General features: G+C 65.5%; 26 protein-coding genes. 11 read left to right on the top strand and 15 right to left on the bottom strand.

All coding sequences use genetic code 11. From position 1 onward, the window contains the following. Together B141_RS52625 and B141_RS0136155 are read right to left on the bottom strand one after the other, a co-directional pair. Positions 1-148 (bottom strand): VOC family protein (locus B141_RS52625; protein ID WP_337587621.1); only part of this gene is annotated, 148 nt, incomplete at its 3' end. Between the two features lie 386 nt (positions 149-534). After that, a complete protein-coding gene (locus B141_RS0136155) occupies positions 535-1,353 on the bottom strand; it encodes a class I SAM-dependent methyltransferase (protein WP_020580056.1) in 819 nt (272 codons plus the stop codon). Positions 1,354-1,634: 281 nt separating this feature from the next. Here B141_RS0136155 and B141_RS0136150 point away from each other — a divergent pair, with 281 nt between their 5' ends. The 3 genes from B141_RS0136150 to B141_RS0136135 all read left to right on the top strand — a co-directional run bounded on the left by B141_RS0136150 (position 1,635) and on the right by B141_RS0136135 (position 4,070). Next, positions 1,635-2,375 (top strand): DinB family protein, encoded by a 741-nt coding sequence (locus B141_RS0136150; protein ID WP_051114293.1) that lies wholly within the window; start codon positions 1,635-1,637, stop codon positions 2,373-2,375. Between the two features lie 406 nt (positions 2,376-2,781). Next, the gene (locus tag B141_RS0136140) at positions 2,782-3,024 is read left to right on the top strand and encodes a hypothetical protein (RefSeq protein WP_020580053.1); all 243 of its coding nucleotides are present in this window, start codon (positions 2,782-2,784) and stop codon (positions 3,022-3,024) included. Positions 3,025-3,056: 32 nt separating this feature from the next. Next, entirely contained in the window at positions 3,057-4,070 is a 1,014-nt protein-coding gene (locus tag B141_RS0136135) for a phosphotransferase (RefSeq protein ID WP_157181562.1), read from the top strand. Between the two features lie 26 nt (positions 4,071-4,096). On the opposite strand, the gene B141_RS53165 is transcribed toward B141_RS0136135, so the two are convergent. Then, the gene (locus B141_RS53165; RefSeq protein ID WP_420313620.1) at positions 4,097-4,417 is read right to left on the bottom strand and encodes a DUF6300 family protein; all 321 of its coding nucleotides are present in this window, start codon (positions 4,415-4,417) and stop codon (positions 4,097-4,099) included. Then, positions 4,414-7,989: a DNA polymerase III subunit alpha gene (gene dnaE / locus B141_RS0136125; RefSeq protein WP_020580050.1), complete on the bottom strand. Its 3,576-nt coding sequence runs from the start codon at positions 7,987-7,989 to the stop codon at positions 4,414-4,416. The genes B141_RS53165 and dnaE overlap by 4 nt, the downstream gene beginning before the upstream one ends. 109 nt (positions 7,990-8,098) lie before the next feature. Between dnaE and B141_RS0136120 the strand changes: the two genes are divergently transcribed. Further along, entirely contained in the window at positions 8,099-9,127 is a 1,029-nt protein-coding gene (locus tag B141_RS0136120) for a LysR family transcriptional regulator (RefSeq protein ID WP_237742901.1), read from the top strand. Between the two features lie 573 nt (positions 9,128-9,700). On the opposite strand, the gene B141_RS0136115 is transcribed toward B141_RS0136120, so the two are convergent. The 3 genes from B141_RS0136115 to B141_RS0136105 are packed head-to-tail and all read right to left on the bottom strand — an operon-like array spanning position 9,701 to position 12,321. Further along, positions 9,701-10,501, bottom strand: coding sequence for an ABC transporter permease (locus tag B141_RS0136115; protein ID WP_020580048.1), 801 nt, complete (start codon positions 10,499-10,501; stop codon positions 9,701-9,703). Between the two features lie 3 nt (positions 10,502-10,504). Next, a complete protein-coding gene (locus tag B141_RS0136110) occupies positions 10,505-11,320 on the bottom strand; it encodes an ABC transporter permease (protein ID WP_020580047.1) in 816 nt (271 codons plus the stop codon). Then, positions 11,317-12,321, bottom strand: coding sequence for an ABC transporter ATP-binding protein (locus B141_RS0136105; RefSeq protein ID WP_020580046.1), 1,005 nt, complete (start codon positions 12,319-12,321; stop codon positions 11,317-11,319). The genes B141_RS0136110 and B141_RS0136105 overlap by 4 nt, the downstream gene beginning before the upstream one ends. A gap of 141 nt (positions 12,322-12,462) precedes the next feature. Between B141_RS0136105 and B141_RS50100 the strand changes: the two genes are divergently transcribed. Beyond that, complete coding sequence (locus tag B141_RS50100; protein ID WP_020580045.1) at positions 12,463-12,624, top strand: hypothetical protein; 162 nt, start codon at positions 12,463-12,465, stop codon at positions 12,622-12,624. Between the two features lie 167 nt (positions 12,625-12,791). On the opposite strand, the gene B141_RS50095 is transcribed toward B141_RS50100, so the two are convergent. Together B141_RS50095 and B141_RS0136090 are read right to left on the bottom strand one after the other, a co-directional pair. Then, the gene (locus tag B141_RS50095; RefSeq protein ID WP_020580044.1) at positions 12,792-12,965 is read right to left on the bottom strand and encodes a hypothetical protein; all 174 of its coding nucleotides are present in this window, start codon (positions 12,963-12,965) and stop codon (positions 12,792-12,794) included. Between the two features lie 145 nt (positions 12,966-13,110). Next, positions 13,111-14,406: a hypothetical protein gene (locus tag B141_RS0136090; RefSeq protein ID WP_020580043.1), complete on the bottom strand. Its 1,296-nt coding sequence runs from the start codon at positions 14,404-14,406 to the stop codon at positions 13,111-13,113. A gap of 104 nt (positions 14,407-14,510) precedes the next feature. Here B141_RS0136090 and B141_RS0136085 point away from each other — a divergent pair, with 104 nt between their 5' ends. Beyond that, on the top strand, positions 14,511-14,990 hold the full coding sequence (locus B141_RS0136085; RefSeq protein ID WP_020580042.1) for a GNAT family N-acetyltransferase: 480 nt from the start codon (positions 14,511-14,513) through the stop codon (positions 14,988-14,990). A gap of 35 nt (positions 14,991-15,025) precedes the next feature. Here the strand turns inward: B141_RS0136085 and B141_RS53160 are convergent, their stop codons facing one another. Next, on the bottom strand, positions 15,026-15,394 hold the full coding sequence (locus tag B141_RS53160) for an RNHCP domain-containing protein (RefSeq protein ID WP_084678745.1): 369 nt from the start codon (positions 15,392-15,394) through the stop codon (positions 15,026-15,028). A 461-nt stretch (positions 15,395-15,855) separates the two neighbouring features. On the opposite strand from B141_RS53160, the gene B141_RS0136080 reads away from it, so the two are divergent. Then, the gene (locus B141_RS0136080) at positions 15,856-16,512 is read left to right on the top strand and encodes a hypothetical protein (protein ID WP_157181560.1); all 657 of its coding nucleotides are present in this window, start codon (positions 15,856-15,858) and stop codon (positions 16,510-16,512) included. Positions 16,513-16,519: 7 nt separating this feature from the next. On the opposite strand, the gene B141_RS0136075 is transcribed toward B141_RS0136080, so the two are convergent. Beyond that, the gene (locus B141_RS0136075) at positions 16,520-17,410 is read right to left on the bottom strand and encodes a sigma-70 family RNA polymerase sigma factor (RefSeq protein ID WP_020580040.1); all 891 of its coding nucleotides are present in this window, start codon (positions 17,408-17,410) and stop codon (positions 16,520-16,522) included. Between the two features lie 219 nt (positions 17,411-17,629). On the opposite strand from B141_RS0136075, the gene B141_RS0136070 reads away from it, so the two are divergent. From B141_RS0136070 to B141_RS48845, 3 genes are all read left to right on the top strand, one after another. Then, positions 17,630-17,962, top strand: a complete 333-nt coding sequence (locus B141_RS0136070; RefSeq protein WP_026257898.1) for an antibiotic biosynthesis monooxygenase family protein — start codon at positions 17,630-17,632, stop codon at positions 17,960-17,962. Positions 17,963-17,995: 33 nt separating this feature from the next. Beyond that, positions 17,996-18,490, top strand: coding sequence for a carboxymuconolactone decarboxylase family protein (locus B141_RS0136065; RefSeq protein WP_020580038.1), 495 nt, complete (start codon positions 17,996-17,998; stop codon positions 18,488-18,490). Between the two features lie 318 nt (positions 18,491-18,808). Further along, entirely contained in the window at positions 18,809-19,018 is a 210-nt protein-coding gene (locus tag B141_RS48845; RefSeq protein WP_020580037.1) for a hypothetical protein, read from the top strand. On the opposite strand, the gene B141_RS0136055 is transcribed toward B141_RS48845, so the two are convergent. From B141_RS0136055 to B141_RS0136040, 4 genes are all read right to left on the bottom strand, one after another. Further along, positions 18,976-19,302, bottom strand: a complete 327-nt coding sequence (locus B141_RS0136055) for a DUF1048 domain-containing protein (RefSeq protein ID WP_020580036.1) — start codon at positions 19,300-19,302, stop codon at positions 18,976-18,978. The genes B141_RS48845 and B141_RS0136055 overlap by 43 nt on opposite strands. A gap of 1 nt (position 19,303) precedes the next feature. Next, the gene (locus tag B141_RS0136050) at positions 19,304-19,660 is read right to left on the bottom strand and encodes a DUF1048 domain-containing protein (RefSeq protein WP_020580035.1); all 357 of its coding nucleotides are present in this window, start codon (positions 19,658-19,660) and stop codon (positions 19,304-19,306) included. Further along, entirely contained in the window at positions 19,657-19,983 is a 327-nt protein-coding gene (locus B141_RS0136045) for a PadR family transcriptional regulator (RefSeq protein ID WP_020580034.1), read from the bottom strand. Before B141_RS0136045 ends, B141_RS0136050 begins: the two co-directional genes overlap by 4 nt. A 146-nt stretch (positions 19,984-20,129) precedes the next feature. Then, positions 20,130-20,768, bottom strand: coding sequence for a TetR/AcrR family transcriptional regulator (locus B141_RS0136040; protein WP_020580033.1), 639 nt, complete (start codon positions 20,766-20,768; stop codon positions 20,130-20,132). 141 nt (positions 20,769-20,909) lie between these two features. On the opposite strand from B141_RS0136040, the gene B141_RS0136035 reads away from it, so the two are divergent. After that, the gene (locus B141_RS0136035; protein ID WP_020580032.1) at positions 20,910-22,157 is read left to right on the top strand and encodes a DUF418 domain-containing protein; all 1,248 of its coding nucleotides are present in this window, start codon (positions 20,910-20,912) and stop codon (positions 22,155-22,157) included. Positions 22,158-22,526 lie beyond the last annotated feature (369 nt).

Genomic DNA, 22,526 nt, shown 5'->3' with positions numbered 1-22,526 from the left:
CCTTGGTGTCGGAGGTGACGAAGCGGAGCCCGACCTGAGTCTTGCCACCCGGTACCAACGCGCCGCCGGGCTCGGTGCGTACCTCTCGGTCGAGCAGCCCGGCCCAAAAGGCCGCCACCGCGGTCGCGTCGGCCACATCAAAGGTCACCGCTTCCAGTCGCAGAGCCACCTCTGCACCCTAGGGCGGGCTCCTGGCGTTGGCGACCCGGTTTCAGCCGCGGCTGAGCTTCGTGCGGGGCAGCGCGACCCGATAGATGCGGCCTCGCGTACCGATTGAGGAACCTGATCCGAACTGGCTCGCCATCACCGCACAGGTCGCCGCTGGCGAATGTCGATCAAGTCCATACCGTCCGTTTGGGATCGTCAAACGGCCACCCCCAGCTTGCCCGAAGGGTCGATCGATGTTTGCTCAGATCTGGGCTAATTTCGATACTCGGAGCGTGACGCCGGTCAGTCTGATGATCGACTGCCATGGGCCTGATGCAGGTGGGGGTTACGAGGGGGGCGGCAGCGAAACCCGGCTGCCGCTTTCGATCATTTCCGGGCAAGGATCACTTCGGTATCGCCGGGCCAGTCCCAGAAAATGCCCTCGGGAGATCGCGCCCGCAGCAGCTCCCGCACCTCGGTGGCGAATGCTTCGACACGGTCACCGAATAGATGCGGGGCTGACCAGGAGAAGGAGAAATAGCCGGACAATACGCTTTCCGTATCCCGCACCAGGTCAGGGATGCCGGGGGCGAAAATCACCCGCGGCACGCCAAAGCGGGTGCCGGCAATGACGTCTTCCTCGGCACTGCGGGCCGGCGCGGCGCCTTGGCCCGCTCGCCTGCCTGATCCGAGATACTTTTCCACCAACGCCTCAATCTCTGCGTGCGGTATCGGGGGCGGCTCGGGGCTCGGCGGTACGGCCCCCGCACCGGCCTTGTGCGTGACCAGGACCAGGGCGCCGCCCGGCTCCAGTACGTCATACACCGCCTCGGCCACGCGAACCTCGTCCGTCCACCAGAAAGAACTGCCGAAGGTGACCACTCGATATGTCCCCGGCGCCGCGCCCGGAAGGTCCTCGGCCAGGGCCTGGACCCAAGCGATGTTCGCGATGCCCCGCTCCTCCGCGGCCCGGCGACCCTCGGCAAGCATCTCCGGATCGGGGTCTAATCCGACAGCTTCTGCGAACAGGTGGACCAAGCGCACGGTGAGGATGCCGGGGCCGCATCCAACGTCCAGGAGCCTTCCGCTGCCATCCAGGTCAAGTTCCTCAGCAAGAAGAGCCTCGAGGTCCGAAGAATAGGCGGGCCTACCGTAGCGGTAGTGGACAGCCGCGCCGTCGTAGATCGTAGGGTCGTATCGCACCATCAGACAGTACTAGTGGTGTAGCGAGGGCCGCACGAACCTTGAGATCCGGTCAGTTCCCGCCCGAGAGATACATGCATGCTGAACTCTAGGAAAGGGATGTCGCCAGCGCCGTTATCACCGGCCAAAGCTCCGCGTCCGCAGGGGGAACCTCAACGGTCGACACCCGGGGTGAGCACGGCGGCCCTGCCGGGGGTGTATGCAACGGGATCCCTGGGTCGACGGAGCTTGACCATCCACCAGTCGCCCGCCCGGTGTCGGCCCGCCGGTACACAATGCTTGGCATGGTGAGCTTTGAAGATCAGGATCTGGCCGACGCCGAGTTTCGCCAGTGCGACCTGACCCGCGCCCGGCTGATCGGAGTGGTGATGCGGGACGTTGTGATCGACGGGCTGGTCAGCAACCTGGTGGTTAACGGCGTGGAGGTGACGTCCTACGTCGAGGCTGAGCTCGACCGGCGGTATCCAGTTCGGTTGCTGATGCGCTCAGGTGACCCGGCCGATCTGCGGAAAGCCCATCGACAGCTATGGGATGACTGGGCGAGGACGGTCGAGCGGCTCCGCGCGATGCCTGAGGGCTCCGAGCACCAGCGTGTCGCCGGCGAGTGGTCGGCAGCGGAGACCCTGCGCCACCTGGTGTTCGTGCACGACTCGTGGTTTCGCCGCTGCTGCCTGGGATCGACCCAGCCCTTCACTGGGATCGGGTTGGCGTCCGACTTCGTGCCCGATCAGGAGGAACAGGGCCTCGATCGAGCGGCGACCCCAGGCCTCGATGAGGTACTGGCCGTGCGAGACGAACAGTCCGCCGAGCTGGAGCGTTGGCTGGCGACCGTGACGGTCGACGAGCTGTCCGCAGTCGCTCCCGTTCCTGCGGGTCCGGGCTGGCCGCCGTACGCCGAGGGCAAGTCGGTGGTCGAGTGCCTGCGGGTGGTGCTGAAGGAGGACTGGGCACACCACGGGTTCTGCGTGCGTGACCTCAACGTGCTCCAGGGCGACGGTGACCCGCTGCCCGGCGCCGAGAATTGAGCTACCGGCCGCTTGGCAGGCAGGCACGGGCCTGGCGAGACGGTCGAAGCGATGCGGAGGTTGTCATCGCAGTTGCGGATCGCGGTCCGGATCGAGAACCGCGACGTGCGGCGGTACAGCGCGAGCTCGTCGAGAATCCGATCTACCTTCTGCGCATCGGTCTGGACAGCGATCCATGGGGAGACGACTTGGCCGTTCCCGACCCCTTCGGCAACCGCGTCATCTTCCACATGCCACGGCCGACGCCCGTCAAAGTCGATCGCGACCCGTGAACGCCACGGCGGTCGTGACGCCGTACCTGGAGGTTCCGTAAGCCGAACCACAACCGGGCGCCACGCCAAGCACTACTGGCGCGGCAGGGCCGTGACCAGCGGTGTCTCACATAGGTGGTCCGCGAAGACTCTCAGTGAGCGGGGGCTGTCCGTACGCCGCCGAGGCCATGATCACGGCAACGCTCGTCCGCACGGAGATGGCGATCGCGATGTACGTCGTTCGTATGGAGACCACTGCCATAGCCCTGGGGAATTACGTGATCGCCGACAGCCATCGACGACTGCGGCCCGCCGGCCGCCGGCAGTACGGTGAGGAGGAGCGCTGCGGCGACGAGCCCCAGCCAGATGATGAGCAGCCTCGACCGGTGGCTATTTGATCTGGCCAGATCCTTCTATAGGGAGTAGTCGCTTGTCTGTCACGAAGAAGCCGCGGGCGCCTTTGCTCGAGGCCGGTGAAGGTGCACTACGCGAGCTTGTTGAGGTCTTTTGGCTCGAGGGAGGTCCGCGTCAACTCGGCCCGGTCGCGCGTGGAGGTCAGGGCCAGGTGTGGCGGCTCGATCTTGAGGAGCCGCGGCGGTCGTTGGCTGTGAAGGAACTCTTCGCGGGTGGCGATGAGCAGCGGATCGCCATCGAGAATGGGTACCGGGACCTTGCCGTGGCGGCCGGAATCCGGGCACCGGCCAACCTCCGCACCGTCGACGGATGCTACCTGGCCGAGGTGGCCGGAGCGGTCGTTCGAGTATCCACCTGGGTCGACGGAAGCGAGCCACGCCCCGACGAGTCCGGCGCACCCGAGTGGTTGGGTCGAACCCTCGCCACCCTGCACACACTTGGGCACCCGGTCGATCACTCCGGTCCTACGTCAACAGATCCGCCAATCCCCGATCCGGGGATCTGGCTCGAACTCGCGGAGCAAGGGCCAGCGGCCGGACGACCGTGGGCATCCGCCCTCGCCCGTGCTGCGCCAGCGTTGAGCGGCCTCGGCGCCGCCGTCCAGCCGGCGGATGCGAACCGCATGGTGGTCAGCCACCACGACGTCCAGCCGTCGAACGTACTCGTCGAGACCGGCGAGTTCGTCCTGCTTGACTGGGATGGTGTTGGCCCTATTGATCCCGGCCGGGAGCTCGCGAGCCGTCTCTACACCTGGCACGTCCACGAGAATCGCCTCGACAAGGACGCCGCACGACGAACGCTGCGGGCCTACCGCGCTGCCGGCGGCCACGCTGTGATCGGTGAAGCAGAGGCCTACGGCGGCATCCCGGATGCCCTCGCCTACCTCAAAGGCCAGGCGCAGGCCAGCCTCGATACCAGTCTCCCCGCCGCGATGAGAGAGCACTCGACCCGCGAAACCAGTGAATTACTGGCCGATCCGCCACAGCCGGAGATCTTCCAAGCGATCGTCGAACTCGGTCGAACCATGTAGCAAAGAACAGGGTTTCTGCCCAACAGTCATAGATCGCCGCAGTACCACGCTTCGGCTTCGGCGTTCAGTACGTTCCTATCCGGCTTTGGTGGTCGCGCGTGCTCGATCCAGCGGAGCAGGCAACGCGCGAGGTGGGGAGCGGTCTCCGGCTGCGCGGAACCATGGACGGCGAAGTACGTGACCACCGGCCCGGCGAAGGGGTCGTCCGCGTCGCAGCGGGCACACAAAGGCACATCACTGATGACCCGGGCCTGGTTTCCTGACGCGTTCGTCCACGTGTCCGGAAGGCTGAGGACGGCAAGGAGATTATGAGTACGGCAGCGAGGGCATGCCTGCTCGTGGCTCATGCTCCGCCGATCGCGTTGGCGCCGAGCAGCGCTTTGACGTCACCGTAAAAGGCCGGCATTGGTGTGACCTGGAAGAGCCGGAGGTTCAACAGCAGGCCCTTGGCACCATGGCGCTGCAAGCGCAGGTGCACAGGCGCCCGGCCGCGATGGGTGGTCAGGATGTGTTTGAACTCTTGGACAACTCGCGGATTCAGTTGGGTCTCCTGAATCGTGATCACCACGGGAGGCTCAGCGTTCGCCTGGGTGACGTTGAGGACGCTGATCTCCTCGCCGTAGATGCTCATCGTCTCATCGCGGATATTGACCCGTCCCCGCACGGAGATCACACGGTCGTGGGCCAGCGCATCGCCATACAGGGCGTAGGTCTTCGGAAAGATGAGGCATTCCACAGAAGCGTCGTGGTCTTCGAGAGTGACGATCGCCCACGGGCTGCCCTGCTTGGTGACCCTGCGTTGCAGGTCGGAGATGATGCCGCTGATCCGGGTCATTTCGTCCTGCCGCCCAGAAGCCAGCAGGTCGGCGACGGTGCTGTCACGGTTGGCATCCAGGACGTGTTCGGCGCCGTCGAGTGGATGGCTGGAGACGTACAATCCGAGCATCTCGCGTTCAAAGGCAAGCAGGGTGGCCTTTTCCCACTCTCCCTGGGGGATCGCGATCGAGAACGTGCCACTGTGGCCCGGCTCGCCGGCAGCACCTTCCTGGGGACGACCCCAAACCCCGAACAGCGAGTCCTGACCACGGGCCGAGTTTCGTTTGACGTCGACAACCGCGTCGATGGCCTGTTCGTGGATCGCGACCAAAGCCTTGCGATGATGCCCCAGGCTGTCGAAGGCGCCGGCCTTGGCCAGAGACTCGATGACGCGCTTGTTGCAGACAATAGCGGGGACCTTGGCGAGAAGGTCGTTGAAATCGGTGTAGGCGCCTTCAGCTTCCCGGGTGGTAACGATCGCGTCCACGACGCCGGCTCCGACGTTGCGCACGGCGCCCAACCCGAAGCGGATGTCAGATCCGACAGCGGCGAAGTCCAGCCGGCTGGCGTTGACGTCGGGAGGCAGCACCTGGATGCCCAGGCGCCGGCAGTCGGCCAGGTAGACGGCCATCTTGTCCTTGTCGTCGCCGACTGAGGTGAGCAACGCAGCGAGGTATTCGCTGGGGTGGTTGGCCTTGAGGTATGCGGTCCAGTAGGAGACGAGTCCGTATCCAGCAGTGTGCGACTTGTTGAATCCGTAACCGCTGAAGGGAACAAGAACGTCCCAGACCGCCTTGATCGCCTCCTCGGAGAACCCGCCCTCGCGCATGCCCTCCGAGAATCTGCCCCATTCGGCGTCAAGGACCTCCTTCTTCTTCTTGCCCATCGCCCGACGCAGCATGTCGGCCGCACCGAGGGAATACCCGGCGAGCTGCTGGGCGATGGCCATGACCTGCTCCTGGAAGACCACCAGGTGGTACGTGTCACCCAGAATGGGCTCGAGCGCTTCCTCGAGCTCGGGGTGGATCGGCTCGACCGGCTGCTTACCGGTCTTGCGCAGGGCGTAGTTGGTGTGAGCGTTCATCTCCATCGGCCCCGGCCGGTACAACGCATTCACTGCCGCGATATCGGTGAACGTGGTGGGCCGCATGAGTTTCAGCAGCACCCGCATGCCGCCACTGTCCAGCTGGAAGACCCCGAGCGTGTCACCGCGCGCCAGCAGCTCATACGTCTTCGCGTCGTCGAGTGGGACATCGAGGATGTCGATGTCGATGCCCTTGTTGGCGCGGACGTTGCTGATCGCGTCGCCGATCACGGTGAGGTTGCGCAGACCGAGGAAGTCCATCTTCAGCAGGCCCATGTCCTCGGCCTGAGTGAAGGGGAAGCCGGTGACGACGGGGCCGTCGGCCTTGGGCTTGGCCAGCGGGATCACGTCGATCAGGGATTCGTTGGAAAGAATCACGCCCGCTGCATGGATGCCCGTGCCGCGGGTGAGGCTCTCGATGCCCGCCGCGGTATCGAGGACCTGCTTGACGTCAGGGTCCTGCTCGTACATCTGGCGTAGCTCGGCCGCTTCACCGTGTCGGGAGTGATGCTTGTCGTGGATCGCGGCGAGCGGGATCTCCTTGCCGCCATCAGCCGCTGGGAACGCCTTGGTGATGCGGTCACCCAAGGCGTACGGCAGACCAAGCACCCGACAGGAGTCCTTGATGGCGGCCTTGGCCTTGATGGTGTTGAACGTGACGATCTGGCAGACGCGGTTCTCGCCGTACTTGCGGGTGACGTAATCGATCATCTCGTCGCGCCGCCGGTCATCGAAGTCAAGGTCGATGTCAGGCATGGAGATGCGTTCGGGGTTGAGGAAACGTTCGAAGATCAGCTTGTGCTCGATCGGGTCGAGCTCGGTAATCCCTGTGCAGTAGGCGACGATCGACCCGGTGGCCGAGCCGCGGCCGGGGCCCAGACCGATGCCGTGCTCGCGGGCGTACCGGCAGATGTCGGCAACCACCAGGAAGTAGCCGGGAAATCCCATCGTGTCAATGACGGACAGTTCGTAGTCGATGCGGTCCAGGACCTCTTGTGACGGCTTGCCGCGGTAACGATGCCGCGCCCCCTGCAAGGTCTCCTTGCGCAGCCAGCTGGACTCGCTTTCGCCTTCTGGCACAAGGAAGCGAGGTGTCAGGTCCCGGTGGGCGAACACCTCACCGTAGTCGCCGACCCGCTCGGCGATCAGCAGTGTGTTGTCGCAGGCGCCGGGTACCTCACCGTCCCACAGCGCACGCATCTCCTCGGCGGATTTGATGTAGTAGCCGCTGCCGCTGAACCGGAAGCGATCGGTGTCGGCGAGCCGCTTGCCGGTGCCGACGCACAGCAGGGCGTCATGCGCCTGCGCCTGGCTCTCGGTGACATAGTGCGAATCATTCGTGGCCAGGGGCGGCAGATCGAGTTCCTTGCCCAGCTTGAGAAGTTCGTCGCGAACCCTGCGCTCGATGGCCAGGCCGTGATCCATCAGTTCCAGGAAGTAGTTTTCCTTACCGAAGATGTCGCGATACTTCGCGGCGGCCTCGACGGCCTGGGCGTACTGGCCGAGCCGCAGCCTGGTCTGCACCTCCCCCGACGGGCAGCCGGTCGTGGCGATGATGCCCTGGCCGTGCTCGGCGAGCAGCTCATCGTCCATGCGTGGGTACTTCTGGACATGACCTTCCAGCCAGGCCCGGGACTGTAGGCGGAAGAGGTTGCGCAGGCCCTGGGCATCGGCCGCCCACATCGTCATGTGCGTGTAGAGGCCACGGCCCGAGACATCACCGCCTTCACCGGTGTCATCGTTGGACTTGCGTAGCGCGAGGTTGTCGCTCCAGTACACCGCCTCCTTCCGGAACCGGGACGCGGGTGCGACGTACGCCTCGATGCCGATGATCGGCTTGATCCCCGCCTTGCGCGCGGTCTGGTAGAACTCGTACGCCCCGTGCACGTTGCCGTGATCACTCATCGCCACGGCGGGCATCCCCTGCCGGGACACCTCGTCCATCAGCAGGCCGACCTTGGCGGCGCCGTCAAGCATGCTGTACTCGGTGTGCACGTGCAGGTGCACGAAGGACCCCACCGGACCCACGCCTCCTGGTTGTAGGCTCCCTTGCGACTCGCAGCATTCGACCCAAGAGCAGGCACGGTTGTCCAACAAGCGACACGCTGACACACCACAAACAACAGTTGTGAGACCGACGACTGCCGCGCGACCAGCGACCGTTGTGCGACCGGCGACTGCCGATCTGGATATCGCCACGGTCCGCGCGTTCGTCGCCGTCACCGAGGACCGATACTTCAGCGAGGCCGCGTCCAGGCTGGGCATCAGTCAGCAGGCCATCTCCAAGCGCATCGCGAAGCTCGAGGCCGACCTTGGCGTGCGGTTGTTCTTCCGTACGCGCACCGGAGCCGACCTCACCGAGGACGGTCGGGCGTTCCTCCATCACGCGCGCGCCCTCGTCGGCATCGCCGACCAGGCCCTCGAGACGCTGAGCGGACGGCGCCGCTCACTGCGGGTCGACGTGCTGGACACCAGGCTGGCGTCCGTCGACGTGATCCGGGGATTTCACCAGTCCGTCGAGAACCTCGCCATCGAGATCACCACCTCGAACGGACTCAGATCCGCACGCGGCGCACTCGCCCACGGGTCCGTCGACGCGGCCCTGGCGCGCGTCAGCGGGACACTGGAGGAAGACCTCAGGTACATACCGGCCTACCTCGAGCCCCTCCATGTCCTGGTCGGCCGCGACCACGCCCTGGCCGACCAAAGGCAGGTCGAGATCGAGCGGCTCGCCGGATCGACCGTCTGGATGCCCGGCAACGCCCCAGGCAGCGAGTGGGCGGACTACTACACCGCCCTTGGCGCCGCGTTCGACATCCGGATCGACGCCTCAGGGCCCGACTTCGGCTGGGACTACTTCGTGGAGGAGATCAGCGCGGGCGAGCGCATCGGCCTCGGTGTGACCGAAAGGACACGCGTCCCCCGGCATCCGAGCACCGTCCAGATCCCGATCGTCGACCCCGTACCCGTGTATCCATGTGCACTGCTGTGGCATCGACAGAACCATCATCCGGTGCTGGGTCAACTCATCGAGTACGTCACGAAAAACTTCCGTCCGTTCGACCCGCGACACGAGTGGCTGCCCGAACCCGACCGCGCCGCCTTCACCGCGCCTCCCAAGAGCGTTCACGCACCAAGCCCCAACCAGGCAAGGTGACTTGAGCGGACGTCGCGCACGAGGCGGGGCATACCCCTACAACTGCGTGTACGCCAGTCGAGACGGCCGCCGTACTTCAATAAGACCGTGGAAACTCCGGGGTGCTATAGCACCCCGGAGTTTCCACGATCCTGAGATGGCGTACACCCGGCCGTATCGAATGCCGAGAAATCAGGGGTTAGGGCGTGTCCTGTAGATCAGGCGTTCCGGTGGAGGCCAGTCCTCTGAATGATCACGTTTACGTGGTCATTACGGGCTTCACACGGCATGGACGCCATGCAAAGCAGGTACTAGCCATGTGAAGTACCCGCCAGGTGTACACAATGTGAGACAACCCCCTGGATTGACCAGAAGGTGAGACAAAAGCTCGAGCCAGTCCCACCCACCCCACCGACCAGCCACCTCACACAAGAGGCGTGCCGCTCGCTGACCGAGCCTGATCTACAGGACACGCCCTAGCCCCCGGGTTGTCAGAGGTTTCTCGGCTAAGAGACCGAGAAACCTCTGACAACCAGGCGTGGTCAGAAAGGCGGCAGAGCTGTGGGGCAAGACGGGGCTTGAATAGGGCCAAGGTCAGTGACCGCTGCTTGTGTAGTGGGACGTTTGGCGGGACCAGAAGAGGTACGCCAGGGTGAAGAGGGCCGCACCGACGAGCGGTGAACCGTACGCGAACCAGCTGGGCACGGCCAGCTCACCGGTCCGGTCGAGCAGGACACTCGCCGGGAAGTACGCGACGAAGGCCATCGGCAGCACGATGGTGAAGAGGAACCTCGCCACGCTCGGAAAGATCTTCAACGGGTAGTTGCCGAATGTCCCGAAGACACTATCCACCTGGATTCGGAGCATCCTCGTCGACAGCAGTCGGAACGTCAGCCCCGACAACCCGAGCTGGACCGCGACCTCCACCAGCGCCCCGCCGACCACGGCCAGGAGGAGAAAGCCCACCGCGCCAGGCGACCAGTCGACGTCCACGATCGTGGTCGCGTACGCGAGGAGTAGGAGGCCACCGACCAGATCCCCGGCCTGCATCAGCCCGACCCTGCGGGTCAGCACCTGGACGAGCGGGTTCAGCGGCCGGACGAGGTACCGGTCGAACTCGCCCTCGCGGACGACAAGGTCGAGCTGGTTGAGCTGGCTGAACGGCACCACCCACAGGCCGTGCGCGGTGAGCCGGAGCGCGTACAGGAAGAACACCTCGCCAAGCGTCCAGCCACCGATCGCGCCGAACCGGTCGACCACAACCCAGACGAACGCGAGGCCGATGCCTTGGTACGCCATTCCGGCCACCAGCATCACGAGCAGATTGCCGCGGTACTGCGCCTCGCCGCGCAGGCCGGCGCCGACCAGTGCGGCGTACAGCTTGAAAGTCCGCATCGTTCAGCCTCCTTGCACCACGACTCGGTGGAGCGCGCGGCTCCACACCAGCCGGAGCACCAGCCACAGCAGGACAATCCAGCCAGCCTGGACAATCAGCGCGGCGGCCAGGTCCGGCCCGGCGAGCCGGCCAAGGTAGACGGCGAGCGGGGTGTACGTCGCTGCCTGAAACGGCAAAACCTCCGCGACGGTCCGCAGCCAGTCAGGCATGAACCAGAGCGGGACGAGCGCCCCGGCCAGGAACTGCGAGACCATCCGGTAAATCATGAAGAAGCCGCCAACCTCAAGCGTCCAGAACGTACTCAGCCCGACCAGCGACGACAGCAGGATCGTGATGACATACGCCAGCCCGAGACTGACCACGTACGCGAGCCCGGCGCCCACCGACGGAGGCGGCTGCGCCCCGCCGACGAGGACCGTGAACGGCACCGCGACCAACGCGAACGGCGCCAGCGCCGCCGTCGTGCCGACCTGGCCGGCCACCACCTGGCCGAGGAAGCTGACCGGCCGCGACAGGTCGATCGCGATCTTCCCTTCCCGCACCCGCTGCGGGATGACGGAGAAGTTCCACGGGTTGGACAGCCAGTACTGAACCGTCGCCAGTGTGGCGTACGCGATCGTCGTCGACAGGTCGACGCCGTCCACGCTGCCGCGGTCGGCATAGACGGCCTCCCACACCATGCGCAGCAGGAACACCTGGACCAGCAGGCCGAGAATCCCCACCACGTAGTCGGCTCGGTACGCGAGGGCGCTGCCGGCGTTGACTCGGGCGATCGCTCCATACGCCTCGAGGACGGCCTTCGGCGTTGGACGGCTCATTCGCGGGCGCTGATGACGCTGCGCTGCGCGTAGATCTGGTGGATGACGCCCTCGAGTTCAGGCTCGATGATCGCGAGGTCGGAGACCTGGTGTCGCGCGAGGACGGCCGCGATGACGTCAGCGACCTGCACGGTTTCCGGGTCGAACCGCAACCAGACCTTGCCGTCCTCGGCCCGGGCGCGTTCGGCGTGTGGCACTTCCACGGCCGTAGCCTCATCAGGGTGGGCGAGGTGCACCATGACCTCGCGGTACGGCGCGTACCGGGCCTTGAGTGCCGCCACCTCGCCGTCGTACAACACCCGGCCGTGGTCGATGAGGACGATCCGGCTGCAGAGCCGCTCGACGTCGTCGAGGTCGTGCGTGGTGAGGATGACTGTCGTGCCCTCATCGCGGTTGAGCTCCGCAACGAACGCCCGCATGCGTTCCTTCGCTACCACATCGAGCCCGATGGTCGGCTCGTCGAGGTAGAGGATGCGTGGGTTGTAGAGCATCGCCGCGGCGAGGTCGCCGCGCATTCGCTGCCCGAGCGACAGTTGGCGTACGGGCGTGTCGAGGAAGTCCGCCATGTCGAGGAGTTCGGTGAAGCGTTCGAGATTAGGGTGGTACTGCTCTCGCGGAACGTCGTACAGCTTGCCGATCAGCCGGAACGAATCCCGTAACGGCAAATCCCACCACAGCTGTGAACGCTGTCCGAATACGACGCCGATATGCCTGGCGTTGCGTTCGCGTTCCTTCCAGGGAACGACTCCGGCGACCTCCACCTGACCGGACGTGGGCACAAGAATTCCGGTGAGCATCTTGATCGTGGTCGACTTTCCGGCGCCGTTCGGACCGAGATAACCGACCAGCTCACCGGCCTCGATGTCGAAACTCACGCCGTCCACCGCACGGGTCGTGGTGTACTGACGGGTCAGAAGCGTACGCAGACCACCGAACGCACCCGTGAACCTTTTCGGACGGCGAAACTCCTTCACCAGGTCGTGGGCCCTGACCACGGTCACGTATTCACACTCCCAGCCGAAAACTCAGCGGACGATCCGCCCCGAAACGGTACCGTCTTCCGCACCGAACCCGGCAGTCCATTCCGGTCAGGCCCGGCTGTTCTGGATCACGGGGACGCTCGGGCCACTACGCTTCGCGCCGTGCGAATCGGGATCGACGCCTACATCAGCTCACCGGGCCAGAACGGCATCACCCAGTACATCCTGCGAATCGTCGAGCAGTTGTCGGCCCTGCTTGTGGAGCCAACCGACGACGCCGCGCTCACCCGGGACGTCCTCGCGACCGCCGCCGGCACGGCCTGATGCGGGCATCGGCCCGCGCCCTGATCGAGATCGGGCGGCTCCAGGCGCCCCTGCCGCTGGGGTCGTACTCTGCGCGGCGGCGTACCGCATCTGGCAGCGGCAATTGCGGCACTACCAGAGCGTCGGAAACTGAATTCCCGACTCTGCTGAAGGCCCGGCGGTAGCCCCTAACCGCCGAGGCTCATTCCATCCGGCGGAAGCGTGTTGTAGCCAGGCTGGTCGGCCCGGTCGTACCTGGCCCGCTCACGGCGGCTCGCCCACGGCAGTGCGTTTGAGCGGCGCCGGTGCAGGTAGCCGAGCACTATGACCAGCACGGCGGCGATTCCGATGAACCATCCCATGGGCCGAGAGTGACACCAGACGTCTATCGGATCCAGGCTCGGCCCACGGACGATTCCGAACGGTGACATCGAATGACCGGATCCCCCGGTCGATGCCTCAACCGCGCTCAGCAGACGCCCAACGGATGCCCAGAAGTTCTTGGCGTCACGGCCCGCTGGCCACCTGGATGCCGCGGGTGACGGTGAACATCCGCTCCCACGCGACGACAACCCCGCCGGTAGGTGTCACATCCAGGCGCGGCGCCTCGCCGTTGGCACTAATGGTGGCCGCGCTGCCGAACGTTCCACCCCTACTGACTCTGATCGTCTGGACGGTGTTGACCGTGTTGGCGGAGTTACGTCCCTGCCAGACCACCACGCCATCGCCATCGTCGTCGACGGCAAGGTTGGGTTGACGACCGTTACCGAGTTGGACGATCGACCCGACCGTGCCGGTACGTGCGATCCGGCGCGCGTGAAGACCTGTCGCGTCGGTTCGGTCCCAGGCGATGACGACATCGCCCTCGAGGTCGCTGGCGACCACATGGTTTGACACCTTGTGGGTGGAGGGCGAGAGCGTCCGCAAGGTGCCGAGATCACCGACCGGCGACATCCCGCGTGACCACACCGTCGAGTTGCCCGTAGCCGCCTCCCACCGCCGGAACACGACGATGCCGTTGCCGTAGCGGTCGACCGCCACGCGGGCGCCAAAGTAGCGGTCGATCGGGCTGAGCGCCGGCGACGCCGTACGAACCGCGCTGTAGACGCCAGTCGAGGACAGCGTCCTGGCATAGACAGCGTTGTCGTCGGCCCAACCGATGAGCGCATCGCCCTGGCGATCGATCGCCACGGTCGGCGCCTCGGCATTGCGGGCCGTCTTGGACAGCTGGGTGATCGGCCCGGTGGTCCCGTCGCGGCGGAAGCGACGGACCATCGGCCAGGTGGTGCCGTCGGAGCGCCACTCGTTCCAGACGACCAGGGCGTCGCCGTCTGAGTCGATGGCGACATCGGCGAGGAACGCCTTCGGCGTGGCCGCCGACATCACCAGCACCGGCCCGAGTACGCCGGTCCGAGACACCCTCCGGGCGTAGATGCGGTAGGTGTCCTTGGAGTAGGCCTGCCACACCACGACCGCATCACCGTCGTCGTCCAGGGCAACCCGGGGGGCCTTTGGCACTTGGCCGCTCGGCGAGATCACCTTCGTCGAGCCGAAGACGCCCGTCCGCGACCGTTGCCGCACGAGCAGGCGGTACGTGTACGGGTAGGAGGTGGACACCTCCGTCCATGCCAGCAGCGTGTCGCCCTCACGGTCGACGCCGACTGCCGGGCTCGCCGCGTTCCAGGCCGACGACAAGATCGTGACCGGACTGCTGTACGCCGCGAACGCCGGGTCTGCCGCCAGCACCATGACTGACGCGACACTCGCGGCAACGAAGCGTGAAAGCCACCGACGCAGGACCATAGTTGTCCCAACCCCTCCCCTGGGCGCGTGAGCGGCACACAGCATTCCACCATCCGCGTCCAGCCGAGACAATGGCCCGGCATTGGACGTTCTAGTCTGTCGTCATGACCGTCAGCATCCGTTCGCTCGCCACCGAAGATGTCGATGAAGTAGTAGCGCTCGCGTTGCGGGCGTGGCGGCCCGTCTTCGAATCGTTCGAGCAAGTGCTTGGCTCGCGGATCTACAAGCTGGTCTACCCCGACTGGCTGGACAGCCAGGCCAAGGCGGTTGAGTCGGTCTGCCGTGACGAGAACAACCACGTGTGGGTTGCCGAACTCGACGCGCGCCTTACCGGGTTTGTCGCCGTGGTGTTTCACGGGGACATGACTGGCGAGATCGACATGCTCGCCGTTGACCCAGACTGCCAACGGCAGGGCGTGGGAGCTGCCCTCACCACCTTCGCCCTGGAACGCATCAGCGCCGCTGGGATGGCTGTCGCGGTGGTCGGGACAGGAGGAGACCCCGGACACGCGCCAGCTCGACGTACGTACGAGAAGGCAGGATTCACGGGGCTCCCCCTGGTGAGGTATTACAAGGCGTTGTAGGCCAACGAGACCGCGGCCGGCGTCACTTTGCGGCTTCAGCCGATAGCGCCACTTGCCATGAGTCGACCAAGCTCCTCAGCGGAATCTGGCACCGGATCATCGAGCGCAACCCGGTTTGGCGACAGGTGACCGCACCGCTCGCAGCGGTGCACCAAGGTAAGACCCTTGCCGCGGCGATGCGCAACTTCGGTTGGGCGCATTCTCCCGCCGCATCGAGCGGCACGGTCGCCAGGCTCAACGTCAACATGCCGAGACCACAGGCAATATGGGCAGTGGTTTCGGAAGCTACCCGAAACGAGTGGCGGCACCGGGAGACCGCACCGTAGGCAGTCAAACCCGGCATTCTCAGTCGATCGTGAAACTGTTCGGGAAATGGTCTGCTCCGCGCGTGTCGAGATCGACATGCGTGGGGCAGGGTTCCGTTTGTTCTCACCGCGTACCGCACTGCGGACGTGGCTTCTGGGCTTGCGGAGAGAGGGACGCGATTCACCGCCGGATGGCGATTACTTCCAGTTCCTGCTTCACCCACAGGCCGCAGGTCGCGGCAAGGGGATCCGGACCTCGACCGGATTCTCCGGCCACTGTCACCCACCTCGCTGCTTTCGCGTGCGAGCCAGGTGCCACCGGTAGGTGTCATCTCCACATCACCAGCTCGGTCAGCGAGGCCAACCGAGGCGTCGTCCCCTGCTCAGACCATCGTGATGCGCAAATCAGCCACAGCTCTCCCTTCACTTCCGAGTTCTCCGACGATAGGCGTCGACGTCTCACCTCGTCTAACCAGATTCGTACTTGCTGTACGCCCGATGGCACCAGTCGTTACGGTTCCACCGTGGCGTGATCTCTCGCGCGCGGCCCCGCCGCGCAGATGCTGCCGCCCGTCGGTCCCGACGCACGGCCATCCGAGCATGTAGGAGAGAGCGCCATCATGAGCGACGCCATCAACCTAGTCGACCCCGTCTCAGAACATGTACGGCGGCTGGTCGACGACATCAACCAAACCCATAACCTACGGTTCGCGCTGCGTGGCCGATGCAGTGGCGGGCTGCAAGGCGGGGCTTGGATCCTGACCGACCCCGACGGCCAATCGGCGATCCTGAAGTGGAGAGCGAACGACCCAACGACCCGTCGAGCGGGTCTGGTCCAGAGGGTCAACCGGATCCGCGCCACCGGCTACCCGACACCACGTTGGATCGCGGCAGGGATCACCGAGACCGCAACCTCCTATCACCTCCAGGAGTTCATCCCCGGGCAACCGGCATCCCCCTTGAGAGCCGAAGCCGCGGCATTGCTGATCGACGTACTCGAACGCCAGGCCGGGATGGATCCGGATCCGAGCCATGACTGGTCCCCCTACGTCACCTCGCTGGTCCTGGAAGACCACGACGACGGTCCTCGCACATTCCTGCGCTCCTCATCCTGGCCCGCTTCGGCGAAGTTGATCAACTGTCCGCAAATCGGGCATTCCCCGCAGTGCGTGTCCGAATTCGGGACCGTTGATCAACTTCGGCCGGCGGTTTGCTGAACTGTCGTTATGGAAGGGTGAGGATGGGTGCGGCAAGTTCGGTGACGCGGTCGCGGTCGGCGATCGTGTCGATTTGGACGATCTTGTCGTCGACAATAGTGAAGGCCATAACGGCATAGGGTTGGCCGCCCCTTGTAATGACCACTCCAGCGGCACCGTTGACAAGCACGGGGTGCACTACTGCGTCGGGAGTCGCGCCGAAGCGAGCTTGGCGGGCGACGGTTTCTGCGCCGCGGATCACCGCGGGTCCGCTGGGGTGCCTCGGGCCGAAGTCGGCGCGGGCGACGACGTCGGGGTGGAGTACGGCGATGAGGGCGTGGAAGTCGCCTGCGCGGGCGGCGGCGAGGAAGGCGTCTACCACCGCTCGTTGCCGGGCGAGATCACGCTCGAGCGCGGGAAGCTCCGCTCCCTTGATCCGGCGGCGAGCTCTGCTGGCGAGCTGCCTGGTTGCCTGGGGTGTGCGCCCGACCAATGGAGCGATTTCTTCGAAGCGTAGGTCGAACATGTCGTGGAGCACGAAGGCGAGGCGTTCGGCGGGGGTGAGGGTGTCGAGCACAATCTGGAGGGCGAGCCCGACGGAGTCGGCCAGTTGCACCTCCTCTTCGGGATCGGGTCCGCCTGCTGGAGCCACGATGAGCTCAGGGACGCGCGCTTCGAGGGACTCGTCGCGCCGGGTATTGCGGGAGCGCAGCAGGTTGAGGCAGACCCGGGCGACGATCGTCGTTAGCCACGCCTTGAGGTTCTCGATCTCCTCGGCCCCTGAGCGGCTGACCCGTAGCCAGGCGTCCTGGACGGCGTCCTCGGCCTCGGTGGGCGAGCCCAGCATTCGATAGGCCACCGCCCGCAGATGCGGCCGATGCTCCTCGAAGCGACCGGCTAGCCACTCGCTGTCGTCCATCTCTCACGTCCTCGCGTTGCTGTCCTCGCAACTATGACCCGCCGAAGGTCGCCGATGTGACAGACGAACGTAGGGAGCTGGCCCATCCCGGCCCGTCGGCGTCAGGCCAAGTGGCCGGCGTGTCACATCCGCCCTCTCCCCCGGGTCATAAGAGAAGGAGGCTTGGTTCAACCGGGCCTCGAGGCTCGCCTCGGCACCCAGATGATCGAAGGATGTTCCATGAGCCACGACAGCCAGCCGAAAGACAACCCGCCCATCACACTGATCAACGTCTTCGAAGTGCCCGCGAACCACGTGGATGCGTTCATCGAGCAATGGCGCGAACGCGCTGCTTTGATGGCCACCAAACCAGGGTTCTTGGATGCCCGGCTGCACCGTGCCCTCTCATCGCAAACTCGGTTCCAGCTGGTCAATGTCGCCCACTGGGAAAGCCCCGAAGCGATGCAGGCTGCCGCCGCAGATCCTGAGTTCGAACGGCGCGCCCGCACCGCCACGGATGACCCCGCAATCTCAGCGAACGCGGCGCTGTACGAGGTAGCCGTGGAGCTCTGATGTCGAACCGTTTGGTCAATACTGCGTAACCCAATGATCGGCGAGGAGATCACCATGGAAGCCCGATTCAACTACATCAGTAATACCGTCGCGGCGAAGTTCGCGAAGGCCCTCAACGCGGCAGGCGCTGTCGTTACTCAGTCGACTCTGCCGGCCCCCACGCAGGAGCTGGTGAAGATCCGGGCCAGCCAGATCAACGGCTGTGCCATGTGTACCGACATGCACACCAAGGATGCGGAACACGCGGGGGAAAGCTCGGTTCGGCTGAATCTGGTCGCGGTATGGCGGGAGGCAAAGGTCTTCACCGAAGCCGAGCGGGCCGCGCTGGAGCTCACCGAACAAGGCACTCGCATAGCCGATGCCGCCGGTGGCGTCACCGACGAGGCCTGGGCCAATGCGTCCAAGCACTACGACGACGACCAGATCGCCGCCTTGGTGTCGCTCATCGCCCTCATCAACACCTACAATCGCATCAACGTCATCCTTCAGCAGCCCGCCGGCGATTACCAGCCCGGGCAGTGGGGATAGCCAACCATCCGCATCAGGGTGGACCGGACGAGCTCAACCGCCCGGTCCGCCCACAACTAGCCCCGGGGCGAGCACCGATCGTTCTAGGCAGGAGGAGGTTTCCGGCAATGACCGTTGAACGTCCGTCCGGCTCAATGGGCGACCAGTCGGCGACGGCTGGTCCGGAGAAGGCGGCCTGGCAGGGCCCAGCGAACCTCGGTTGCTTATACCCATCATGATGGAAGCCTTCTCGTCGGCACGTCGTCCGCCTGGGCGCGCAACCTGCGTTCTGGCGAGGAGGTTGAGATCCGACTTAAAGGCAAACGACGTCGTGCCGGCGTGGACGTTCTCACCGACCGGGCTAGCGTCATTGAGTTGTACGCCGTGATTGTCCGCGGTAACCAAAACTTCGCGAAATTCAACAAGATCGCGGTCGATGCCGCGGGCCAGCCAGACCCCGACGACCTCTATCAGGCCTGGGCCGCCGGCGCTCGGGCAATCCGGCTTTACTTCTCGGCCGTGCCGGGTTTCCCCCTGATGGATTCCTGATAGATGTCCGCGTAGGTGCGCGAGTCCTTGACCAGGTCGTCGCAGAAGGCAGCGACGTCGTTGCCGATGAGTTCCAGGACTCCCTTGCCGGCCGCGACGCCCTCCTCGAAGAAATCGACAATCCCTGAGAGTAGGGTCCCGTCAGGCAAGTCGATCGGTCCGACCTTGAAGAAGTACTTCTGCATCTCCTTGTAGACGATCTGATAATCCGGCGGGAGCGCCTTGACCCGAGCCACGTGCGCTCGCCACTGCTTCTTGCCCTCGATGATGTCTTGGATGCCCACGTCAGCCTCCTAGCCGGCGCAATTTCCTTGCGACGTTCCGGTTCAACTGCTCGCGCCACCGGTCGCGATAGCTCCGAGCCCCTTCTCCGCCGGCCAGCGCCGCGCAGAAGCCCGCAACGTCGTCGCCCAGCACCTCGTGAATGCTCTGCCCATCCGCCGCCGTTTCTTCGAGCAGCCCCAGGGCCCCGTCGAGGATCGGCGTCAGGTTGCGACCTGTGAAACCCGAGTAGGGGAAGAGGTGAGCCTTGATCTGTTCCCACGCCGCCCGGTAGTCGGCCGGCAAAGCCTCTGCCCGGGCTTCGAACGCCTTCCATTCCCTGGTGAGGTCGCTGCCGGTCATGGTTTCCCAGAAATTCATCTCCCGCCCTCCTTGAGCGTGTCGATCCGTGATGAGAGGTACTCCCATTTCGCCCAGAACCGCCCGAGTTCTTCGCGCCCCGCGTCGTTGAGTGCGTAGAACTTGCGCGGCGGGCCCACCTCGGATGGTCGTTTCGTCGCCTGGACGAGTCCGTTCCTCTCCAGTCGCAGCAGGATGGTGTACACCGTCCCGTCGATGACGTCGGCGAAGCCGAGTTCGTTCAGCCGACGCGTGATGGCGTACCCGTAGGTCTCCTCGCCGCCGATGATTTCGAGCACGCAGCCCTCAAGCGTGCCCTTCAACATCTCCGTCAGGTCGTCCATCGCGAGTCTCCTCTTCGATCCTCCCACTACCTCGTAGTACCGAGTACCACTATACGGTATCACCGAGTAGGCCGGCGAGCGGCGAGCGCGTGGCCACGGAAGCGATTCGAATCATCGGCGCCGCGCAGCGCGGTTGGGGCCAGGACTTACCGATCCGCTGCGGCCGTCCGCCTCGTAGCGCGGGGCAGGATCCCGACCGCCGGCAGCACCGCCTGGTCAACGATGGCGACGAGGGTCTCGTCGTCCGGTAGCGCGCCGGTGTCCAGGGCGCGCTTGAACACCAGCGCCTCGCCGATGTCTCTCACCACCGGAGTGATCAGGTCCGGGTCGAGCGTCCCCTGGTCGGCGTAGTGCTGCAGGACGACGCTGGTCACCGTGCCGCCACGGGCACCGAAGACCTGGTCGTACAACGCGTCGACGAGTTGGGGATAGCGGTGGCGTTCGTTCACGATCGCCATGACGGCGTTCGCCGCCGGTGTGGCCATCCAGGTGACGAGCTGACGCAGCGCGTTGATCAGGTCGCCGCGCAGGTCGTCCGCGCTCAGTGACGGCACCTCCTCCGGGTGCGCCTCATGGAGAGCATCCAGCAGCAGCTCACGTGGCGAGGGCCAACGTCGATACAGCGAGGTCTTCGCGGTTGCCGAGCGCTTCGCGATGCCTTCCATGGTGAGGCCGCCGACCCCGACCTCGATCACTTCCGCGAGTACGGCGGCGTGGATAGCCCGGATCAGGTCGTCCCCGCGGCGCCGCGTACGCGCCGAGGCCGCCTGCTCTTTCCCGCTCATGATGACTCCATCCTAAGACACGCTTGCGTATCTTAGGATGCCGAGGTTAGATACGCATGCGTAGCTAATCAACTAGCCCGCTGCCGGCCTCAGCGATTCTGCCCTGCCCATGGGTCTGGCGGCTCGGAGAACGAGGTGTACGTGTCCACGCTCAGCCCGGAGCCCACGGCCGCTCCGTCCAGCAGATCCAGCAAACCGAACAGCCCAGGCAGTCCCACCCGACTCGTCGACCGGTCGCTCGCGCCCGACCTCGCTCGCGGCACGATGTTGCTGCTCATCGCACTGGCCCACGCCCACATGTACCTGTACGGCAATCCCACCGGGTTTCGCGGCTACGACCTCGAGGGCGGCCCGCTCGACCGGATCGTCGCCGGTGTCCAGGTACTCCTCGTCGACGGCCGCGCCCTGCCCATGTTCGCCGCGCTGTTCGGCTATGGGCTGGTGCAGTTGGCCGACCGGCGGCTCGCCGCCGGAGCCGAGTGGCCCGATGTACGCCGCCTGTTGCGGCGCCGGAGCCGGTGGCTGATCGCGTTCGGCTTCGTACACGCGCTCCTGCTGTTCTTTGGCGACATCCTCTTCACCTACGGCCTGGTGGCGTTGGTGCTCGTCGGGATGGTGCGGGCCCGCGACCGCGTACTCCTCTGGGTCGCCGGCCTGTGGACGCTGGTCTTCGCCGCGACCGCCATGGCGCTGGCCTGGAGCATCATCACCAACGGATCGCCACCACTACCGACGGCCGTCGAGTCGCCGCTCGAGGCGGTCGGCATGCGCCTGGCAACCTGGGCCGCGCTCGGACCGACGTTGGCCGTGGACATCATCACGCCGTTCCTACTCGGCATCTGGGCAGCGCGGCGCCGTCTGTTGGACGAGCCCGGACGTCACCGCGCCCTGCTGGCGCGCGTTGCGGTGATCGGGATGGCAGTCACAATCGTCGGCGGCGCACCCCTCGCGTTGGCCGACGCGCGCGTGTGGACCGACTGGACCGAGGGCGCTGGAGCGGTGGCGTACGTCGTGCACAGCGTGACCGGTATCGCGGGCGGCCTCGCCTATGCCGCGTTGGCAGGGCTCGTCGCGCACCGGTTCGCCGCCGCGCCTGGGCGGGTGGTCACCGCGCTCGCCGCGTGTGGTCAGCGGTCGCTCACCTGTTATCTCCTGCAGTCGGTGCTGTTTGTCGCGATCTTCGCGCCGTTCACCGCGGGACTCGGTGGCCGGCTCAGCGACGCCGGCGCGTCTGCGGTGGCGGTCGGCGTCTGGATGACGACGGTGCTCCTGGCAGAAGGGATGCGCCGGTCCGGCCGTCGCGGTCCGGCGGAGATGCTGCTCCGCCGGCTCACCTATCGCCCGCGTCGATCCGGCACTCGTCCGCAGCCGACACGCGTAGCGGTCTGAACGAAGGACGCGGGCAGGAGGTCATCCCAACTACGGGGAGAGTCGACGAGCCGCCTGCTTATCCGGCCAAACAGTGGAGACTTTTCCGTGTCCTGGAGCCTGTTGCTTTTTGTGGTGGTGGCGGTTGGGGGCGTGTCGGCTGGCGGGGTGGGTGGGTCTTTGACAGGGTCGGTGGGTGGCTATGGGGTATCGGCCTGTGGATCGGGCTCAGGAGTTTTTGTTGCCGCCGTCGATGGTGGATTGGCTGCCGGAGGATCATCTGGTCTGGTTTGTGATCGCGGCGGTGGATCGGTTGGACACTGCGGCGTTTCATGCGTTGGCGAGGCTGGGTGGGGTCGGGCGTCGTGGTTTTGACCCGGACATGTTGTT

It is taken from the genome of Actinopolymorpha alba DSM 45243, assembly GCF_000373925.1.
Lineage (GTDB): Bacteria > Actinomycetota > Actinomycetes > Propionibacteriales > Actinopolymorphaceae > Actinopolymorpha > Actinopolymorpha alba.
This window is presented reverse-complemented; position numbering and strand designations above follow the sequence as displayed.